The organism is Carnobacterium sp., from assembly GCF_040274425.1.
Genome location: NZ_JBEMBC010000101.1, coordinates 1 through 7,325 on the forward strand (window position 1 = coordinate 1; position 7,325 = coordinate 7,325).

6 protein-coding genes and 2 pseudogenes are annotated in these 7,325 nt (G+C 35.8%); 1 reads left to right on the forward strand and 7 read right to left on the reverse strand.

What is annotated here, in order from left to right; translation table 11 throughout:
* The 6 genes and pseudogenes from ABS911_RS13365 to ABS911_RS13390 all read right to left on the reverse strand — a co-directional run.
* Positions 1–183, reverse strand: a pseudogene (locus tag ABS911_RS13365) (chemotaxis protein CheR); the annotation flags it as partial.
* Positions 183–1,205, reverse strand: a complete 1,023-nt coding sequence (locus tag ABS911_RS13370) for a protein-glutamate methylesterase/protein-glutamine glutaminase (RefSeq protein WP_350467974.1) — start codon at positions 1,203–1,205, stop codon at positions 183–185. The pseudogene ABS911_RS13365 and the gene ABS911_RS13370, both read right to left, overlap by 1 nt.
* A gap of 24 nt (positions 1,206–1,229) precedes the next feature.
* Positions 1,230–1,712: a chemotaxis protein CheD gene (locus ABS911_RS13375; protein ID WP_350467975.1), complete on the reverse strand. Its 483-nt coding sequence runs from the start codon at positions 1,710–1,712 to the stop codon at positions 1,230–1,232.
* A 33-nt stretch (positions 1,713–1,745) separates the two neighbouring features.
* A complete protein-coding gene (locus tag ABS911_RS13380; RefSeq protein WP_350467976.1) occupies positions 1,746–2,195 on the reverse strand; it encodes a chemotaxis protein CheW in 450 nt (149 codons plus the stop codon).
* 90 nt (positions 2,196–2,285) lie between these two features.
* Entirely contained in the window at positions 2,286–4,352 is a 2,067-nt protein-coding gene (locus ABS911_RS13385; RefSeq protein ID WP_350467977.1) for a methyl-accepting chemotaxis protein, read from the reverse strand.
* A 264-nt stretch (positions 4,353–4,616) separates the two neighbouring features.
* Complete coding sequence (locus tag ABS911_RS13390; protein WP_350467979.1) at positions 4,617–5,528, reverse strand: aldo/keto reductase; 912 nt, start codon at positions 5,526–5,528, stop codon at positions 4,617–4,619.
* Positions 5,529–5,930: 402 nt separating this feature from the next.
* On the opposite strand from ABS911_RS13390, the gene ABS911_RS13395 reads away from it, so the two are divergent.
* Positions 5,931–6,848 (forward strand): nuclease-related domain-containing protein, encoded by a 918-nt coding sequence (locus ABS911_RS13395; RefSeq protein WP_350467978.1) that lies wholly within the window; start codon positions 5,931–5,933, stop codon positions 6,846–6,848.
* A gap of 247 nt (positions 6,849–7,095) precedes the next feature.
* On the opposite strand, the pseudogene ABS911_RS13400 reads toward ABS911_RS13395, so the two are convergent.
* Positions 7,096–7,325, reverse strand: a pseudogene (locus ABS911_RS13400) (purine permease); the annotation flags it as partial.

Consider the following 7,325-nt stretch of genomic DNA (forward strand, 5'->3'; position numbering starts at 1 on the left):
CAAAAAATTCTTTTTAATGATTGGATCTGATTGGATCTTCACAGCATATTCTTCTAACGTTGCAGCACCAGTATTTTTCATGATCGTTCCAATACGTCTTTGAAGCTGTTTTTCCTTGTATCCGTCTAGATTAATATTCAAATGTTCTTTTGTCCATGCATAGAAAAATTCGAAATTCAACATTAGCTTCTCATCCTTATCATCCAATTAATCAATTCTGATATGTCTTTTAAACTTGCAATTTCATCAATGACACCTTTTTGTACCGCATTACCTGGCATGCCATAGACAATAGAAGTTTCTCGATTTTGCGCAACTGTAAATCCGCCAGCTTTTTTGATTTTATCCAGTCCGCGAGCTCCATCTTGCCCCATTCCGGTTAAAATAAAACTAACCAATTCGTTGCCATAAGCTTCAGCAGCTGTTTCAAATAAGTAATCAACAGCTGGTCTAACACCATGAATCTTATCTGCTTCATTTAATTTAATGCGGTTATTTTCAATTACCATGTGGTATCCACCTGGAGCAACGTACACAGTACCGCCTTTTATTGCCATTCCATCTTCGGCTTCTACCACTGTCGCAGTTGATTCCTTATCCAACCGTTTAGAAAAGGATGTGGTAAAGCCTTTAGGCATGTGTTGAACGATAAAAATTGGAAAAGTTAAGTTTTCCGGTAACGATCGAATAATTGAAAACAGTGCTTTAGGTCCGCCGGTAGATGCACCAATCACAATAGCTTTAATTTTTTTAGGTAGTCTATTTTCTAATTCACTTTTTTGTACTACCGACTTTTCTATGGGTAGTTCTGTTTTCATTTGTTCAAATAAAGGTTTTATCTTATCGGCTACTTCGTTTTTAAATGCATCCGATTGGTTCCTTATATCATGAGGTTTTTCAATGAAATCCATTGCACCTAGATCCAATGCCGCAATCGTGTTGTCTTCTCCACTAAATGAACTCATCATAATAACTGGTGTAGAGTGTTCTTTTTTAATGATTCCAAGGGTTTCTAACCCGTTTAATCCCGGCATTTCAATGTCTAACGTAATAACATCAGGTTGAAGTTGCGGGATTGCCTTTAGTGCATCTCGGCCGTTTCTTGCCGTACCAATAACTTCAAGTCCTTCAATACTTGCTATAGTTTCAGTAATAATTTTTCTCATAAAAGGAGAATCATCTACAACCAATACTTTTACATTCACTCTTTGTTTCTCCCCTATCCCTTTTTACAATACAATTATTTCTCTATTCACCATTCGAATCGTTACTGTAAAGGTGGTCAAATCGATGATCATTGTTCTGCCCATCTTTCCCCCAGTATGATTGGCTAATAAAGGAATCCCTAGCTGTTTCAATACTTCCTCAACCGCAAGAACATTTCGATCTCCAATACTTCCATGTGGAAGATCTTTAGAAAATTCAAACATGCTTGCTCCGCCAGCTATCTTAGCGACTAGCGGATTATTATTTGTTCGTTTATTTATTTCTGATACCATATGGGGAATAGCTAAATCAGCAAACTTTTCAATTTTATTGACCTCTCTGAAAGCAGTGCTGTCTGGCAGCATGATATGACTTAAACCGCCGATTTTTGTTTTAGGATCGTATAATGCAATCCCGACACATGAACCTAACCCTACTGTTATCAAGGATTGAGGCTGCTCTGCTATTTTATAATCTGAGATTCCAACCCTTAATTCATCTGCCATACATTGTTCACCATTCCTCTAATCTACCCATTTTTATCTATTCATTAAGGATACCAGTTCTTTTTCCCCTTGTTCATTAAAAATACTGTCCACGTCTAGTTGTAGGATAATGCCATCATCTGTTCGAATAAATGCCATGACATAACTTGCAGCTTCTTGATCAGCTTTTTCTGAAATTTCACGATCTGCACTTTCAAAAGAGCGAATAGTGGTTACCTTATCAACCACCAATCCAATTTTTTTCTCTTGCCAGTTGACAACGATCACTTTAGTGTCCGCTGTTAATTCTGTTTTATTTTGAAAGAACCGTTCTCTTAAATCAATGATTGGCAAAACTGTTTCATCATAGTCTATCGCACCTAACATATACTTAGATGTATCTGGAATTCTAATCAATCCTTCAACATGTATGATTTTTTCGGTTACTTCAATTGGAATGGCAAAACTTTGACCACCACTACTAAAAATAACAAATTTTTCCATTAGTCTCTACTCCTCTAGATTTTCTCTTAATTAGTTGACGCACACTCTTCATAAGAATGCACGCCACTGAATTATTTGTTACGTCCTACATTACTGTAATTTAAATTGATTCGTTTCTTCTTTTAATTCATTTGCTATTGTTTCTAACTTGGCGATACTTGATGAGAATTCTTCCATCGTTGCTAAAATTTCTTCTGCGTTTGCGGATACTTCTTGCGTCCCTGCAGAATTTTCTTCAGCTGAAGCCGCAATATTTTCAATTGCTACCAAGGTTTCATCTTTTTTAGCTGAAATCACGAAGCCTAAACTAGCAACATTTAAAATGCTTTCAACCAACTTATCCATTTGATCGGTTACTTTATTTGCTGAATCGATAGCTTCGTCGATTGTTTTTGTTTGTACTTCGCTTTCTGCATGTGATTGTTCAACTTTGCTGACCATTTCATTTGATTTTTCTTGAATATTTTTGATAATAGTTGCGATATTTTTTGTCGATGCGTCACTTTTTTCAGCAAGCTTTCTGATCTCATTGGCAACAACCGCAAAGCCTCTGCCGCTTTCACCTGCTCGAGCAGCTTCAATTGAAGCATTTAAAGCCAACAAATTGGTTTGCTCCGATATTCCATCAATAACTTTCACAATTTTTTCAATATCTTGAATATCTGCGTTTACACCATGAATACTTTTCCCTAATTTAGCCATGGTATCAACCGTTGTTTCCCAGTTGTCATGGACAACAGCCATCATTTGATTGTTTTTCCCATTGGCAATCGTTGTATCATCTGTGTGTTGTCCCATTTTTTGAATATTTTGATCAATTTCACCAACAGTTTTGGATAATTCTTCCATTTTCCCGACTGTCTCTTCCGTATCTTTGGTTTGGATGCTTGTAGCTTGAGCAATTCCCGTGATAGTTTCGGATACTTCTTCTGTTGCTGAAGTAGTTTGTTTAGAAATATCATTCAGCGTTTGGGTCATATCCATTAAATGATTGCTCTTTTGTTGAATGCCTCCAACCATTTCTCTGAATTGTTGCATCATATTATTAAACGCAAATGCAATACGTCCAATTTCATCGCTCGCTTCATTGACTTCTTTTGGCTTTCTAAACATTTTAAAGTATTTTCTATCTGGCAACATGTGTAAATCATTTCCAGTAATTTCAGTCGTTAAATCACCATTTTCCACTCTGCGGAAGGCTTTAGTTAATGTTGCTGCAATCGTCATGACATACCTAGATGCAAGTAAAGCACTTAAAATTGCGATAATGATTCCAATCACTAAACCAATAAGCGCAGCTCTATTTGTAGCAGCTACTTCATTAGCCATTTCATCTTCTCCAACAACTCCGTATACTGTCATCCCTAAACGACTGACTTTAGCATAATAACTATCAATTTTTTGATCGTCGTGAATGTAACCTGTTTGTTCGGTCGCTTCTTTAAACAAGTCACTTTCACCAATGTTTGTTCCAATTTTCTTAGGATCATTTGACATCAAATAATCTCCTGATTCAGAAAGGACAAAAAAGTGTCCGGTATTTCCATTTTGAACAGATGTTAAATAAGAATTCATTCGTGTCAAATCTAGATCAATAGCCAAAACACCATAAAAAACATCATCTACTACGATGGCTCTAGAAATCGTCATAGCCATACTTCCTGTAACTGCATCACGATAAGGTTTGCTCCATATCAGTGCGCCATTGCGTTCAACCGCTCTTTGGTACCACGTTGTTGCACTAGCATCAAAGTCTGAAGCCAAATTTTCAACTGTTCCAAGTACTTCTTTATTTTCTGGAGCATAATAAGCATTTCCTATGTACATACTGTTGGTTAATACAAATTGTAATTCTTCTTGAATGAAGGCTTGAGCCTCTTCATCTTCAGCAACCTCTTGGAATTCAGATTTTTCTGCTAAAGAATTAATTGTATTCTCTAATTCTAAACCGATCCAGTCTAGCTGTGTCGTAAATTGAGTCGCTAAATTTTTTTCACCTTGCTCAATACGTTGAGTCAATAATTGTTGAGTACTATAATAATTCATTACTAAAACTATAACAATCGGTAGGGTGATCATAGCGATCAATGTAGGGATAATAATGACTCTTATACTTTTTTTTCTTGTGCCTTTTTTCTTTTTATTCAATTTTTTCACCAATTGCTCCTCCTTATGTAAAACTTCCTTAGAACACCTTTCTATTTTACCTGTGCTTTATGCGAAGTTCTCAACTCTACTTTTATTTAAACGTTTACTAAATAGCATATCGGTATTTTTTCTTCTTTCTTAAGTATTTAAGGCTCTTTTTTTATTTATTCTCACGATTGTCACATCTTATTCAATTATTAAAAAAAGAACCTCATTTGATTAAAAATCAAATGAGGTTCTTTACGATTCAATTTGTAAAAAAACATTATCTTTTTAAGGCAATTCATTTCCAGCTGCTCGATAGATCTCATACCATTCATCATGAGTCAGCCGCACTTCGGAAGCTTTGCTGTAGTCCGTTAATCTATCCAAAGTCATGGTTCCAACGACAGCTTGCATATTAGCTGGATGACGCAAGATCCAAGCAATAGCAGTAGCTGAATTGGATAAACCATATCGTTCTCCGATTTCATGCAATTTAGCATTTACTTCCGGATAATTTTTGTTGTCCACAAAAATATCCCCACCACTTTTAATCGGTGACCAAGCTTGTATGGTCATAGCTTCCAAACGACTATAATCCAACACTCCGCCATCTCGATTGATGCCGCTGTCAAATTTCGTATTGACATTTATTCCAGCATCTACCATTCCAGTGTGCATCACACTAAATTGCAATTGATTAGCAACAAGTGGCTGTTGAACATAATTTTTCAATAATTCGATTTGATATGGATTGTGGTTGCTGACTCCAAAGTTGCGAACTTTTCCACTTTTTTCTAACTCATCAAAAACTTCCGCGACGATTTCAGGTTCTACCAATGCATCTGGGCGATGTAACAATAACACATCCAAGTAATCTGTTTGCAAGCGTTTAAGAACACCATTAACACTTTCAATCAAATGCTCTTTTGAAAAATCATAACTGTCTTTTCGAATCCCAACTTTAGATTGAATCAACATTTTTTCTCGTATAGAGGGATCCATTTCGATTACTTTTCCAAAAATCTCTTCTGCCTTCCCTCCACCATAGATATCCGCTAAATCAAAAAAGTCTATTTCAAGGTCTACTGCATTATTGATGACTTTACTAGCTTCATCAGGCGATAATTTCCCCATTGACATGCATCCTAATGCAATATTTGGTACCATTAACTCACTTTTTCCTAAAAACATTCGTTTCATATTCATCAGCTCGCTTTCTTCTATTCTGAGAAATCGTTTTCAGTATACCACTTTTATACTTTTTTTACTAAAATAAGCTTGTCAGTATAATCCCCTAATAGTGACAAGCTGCTTTTTTATCTCACTCTTACGTGAACGACTTGTCAACGTAAGAGTGAACATCATTTTGGAATTTACTTTTACGTGAACAGCCTATTGACCGAACAATGAGTAGTTTTTTATACTTCACTCTTACGTGCAGCTCGGTTCCACGAATGAGTGAAGCTTCATTCTTTCATGAATCACCCTATTCCTACTTCTATCCTTTATTTTCTAACTTTACGAACCTAAAAAAAAGATTTTCATTATTATTTTCTTATATTAATTAAGAGAAAACTATCCTAGCTAAGGAGCGCGCAAATAATGAACCTAAAAGAACGAATAAAGTCGGTCACTTACCTCGTATTGGAATCATTAAATTACCGAATGAATTTAGCAGCTACAGAAAAAGCAAAATATGAAAATCAAGTAAAGGGTTTTGACGGCGAAAAACAATTCGATTTTCATATGGCCGAGTCTCACCAATCTGGTGTTGTACTGAACGATCTCGTATTAAATTACAGAGATACTGTTTTTCAAATCGATTCTCTTTTAATCACAAATGAAGCTGTTTATTTGTATGAAGTGAAAAATTATGCCGGTTCTTACTATTATAAAGAAGATTCTTTTTTTACAGAATCAGAATACAAGATCCTTAATCCACTAAGGCAAGTCGACAGAAGCGCGACTTATCTTCACAATGTGATGCTTCGCTTAGGATACCATTTGCCAATATATCCGATTATTGTGTTTATTCATCCAGAATTCACTCTTTACTCTTCGATACCAAACAAGCTGTTTCTGTTCTCAAATCAATTGCCTAAGCATTTGAATTCTTTAGCCAGTCAAAACTTTTTGATAAAACCTGACCATATGGAGCTAGCGCATCAACTGAAAGAATTGCATAATGAAAATTATCGTCCCGATAATTTACCTGTTTATCATTTGGAGCAATTAAAAAAAGGAGTCTTGTGTCCAACTTGTTTTTCAACAAATCATACCGATACAAGGCAAAATTATTTTTGTACCACATGCGGACACAAAGAAACCATTACAACTGCAATTGAGCGGAGTATAAAAGAATTCCAACTCCTCTTTCCTGATTATTTAATAACAACAAGCCACATTTACGATTGGTGCGGAAAAAGCTATTCCAAAGAACGTATTCGAATGATCTTAAAAGCAAATTACCAGAGTCATTTGTCACGACATATGACGTATTATAGTGAAAAGTCACCCTAAAATGTCTCGTTACTTAATAAAACGTCTAGCTTTCATTCTCACTTTTCGGTGGAGAGCCTTTGCACGAAAGAGTGAGCTCTTTTTGTGAATTTACTTTTACGAGAAACCTTGTCTGACGTAAGAGTAGCGTCCTTTTTCTACTTCACTTTTACATGGAGAGCCGTTCCTCGAAAGAGTGGCACACCACTACAGTAAAAAAAACGTCCATCACCTATAGATTTGAGTGATGAACGTCTTACTTTTTCTATTAAACTTCTTTCGTTTCCATTTCTGGTGTTTCTTTTAAAATAATATTTAATACTAGTGTAACAATTGTTCCAGCTGAAATCCCAGATGAGAATAATCCACCAAGAATTCCTGGCAGCCCAGCGACAATTTCAGGTCTGAATGATACACCAAGGCCCACACCCAAACCAGCAGCGACAATAACCAAATTGCGGTTATCAAAATTGACACGTGATAATGATTTAACACCAG

Bases quoted from the DNA above. Each gene is read 5' to 3' on its own strand.
- ABS911_RS13375 (WP_350467975.1), bottom strand. From the start codon at position 1,712: ATGGCAGATGAATTAAGGGTTGGAATCTCAGATTATAAAATAGCAGAG.
- ABS911_RS13395 (WP_350467978.1), top strand. From the start codon at position 5,931: ATGAACCTAAAAGAACGAATAAAGTCGGTCACTTACCTCGTATTGGAA.
- ABS911_RS13390 (WP_350467979.1), bottom strand. From the start codon at position 5,528: ATGAAACGAATGTTTTTAGGAAAAAGTGAGTTAATGGTACCAAATATT.
- ABS911_RS13380 (WP_350467976.1), bottom strand. From the start codon at position 2,195: ATGGAAAAATTTGTTATTTTTAGTAGTGGTGGTCAAAGTTTTGCCATT.